The organism is Porphyromonas sp. C0041D3, assembly GCF_056590575.1.
Genome location: NZ_JBWPWJ010000025.1, coordinates 1 through 575, shown reverse-complemented (window position 1 = coordinate 575; position 575 = coordinate 1). Strand labels below are relative to the sequence as shown.

2 protein-coding genes are annotated in these 575 nt (G+C 61.4%); both read left to right on the top strand.

Going from position 1 to position 575, the window contains the following annotated elements; genetic code table 11:
* Window positions 1–144 (top strand): DUF3575 domain-containing protein (locus AC1EKE_RS08205; protein WP_480309011.1); only part of this gene is annotated, 144 nt, incomplete at its 5' end.
* 12 nt (window positions 145–156) lie between these two features.
* Window positions 157–575: DUF3868 domain-containing protein (locus AC1EKE_RS08200; protein WP_480309010.1), on the top strand; the 419-nt coding region annotated here is incomplete at its 3' end.

Sequence of the window (575 nt, the reverse complement as noted above, 5' to 3'; positions counted from 1 at the left end):
GAGGCCTCCCTCGGTGGCGGCTGGGCACGCACTCCTTACAAGAAGTACGACTGTCTGGTCTGCAGCCCGCTCCTCAATGAGAGCACCTACGACTACTTTGGCCTCACACGCGCCACGCTCTCCCTCACCTACTTCTTCAATTGATCCATGGATAAGATGAAAAAGATATTTGCCGCGACACTTCTGTCGCTCCTCGCTCTCACCGCCTTCGCTGCGAAGCCGGTACGCCACTTGGATCAGATCAAGGCTACCCCCGCCGTAAAGGTCGACAAGGCCGCCGGTCAGGTGAGCCTCGCCCTCGACATCAACCTCGATGACCTCCGCGTGGGCAGCAACGACCTCATCATCCTCACGCCGAGGATCGCTCAGCCCGACGGCTCCTACGAGCAGGTGCTCGAGCCGATCTACATCGTCGGCGGCACCCGAGACAAGGCGCTCGATCGTCAGCTCTCCTTCGGACACACGCCCGACTACTACGCTACCGCTCGTCCACAGAGCATCACCCGGCGGCAGAATGGCCTCCCGCAGACTATCCGCTACAGCGTCACCCTCCCCTACGATAAGGGCATGCGCGG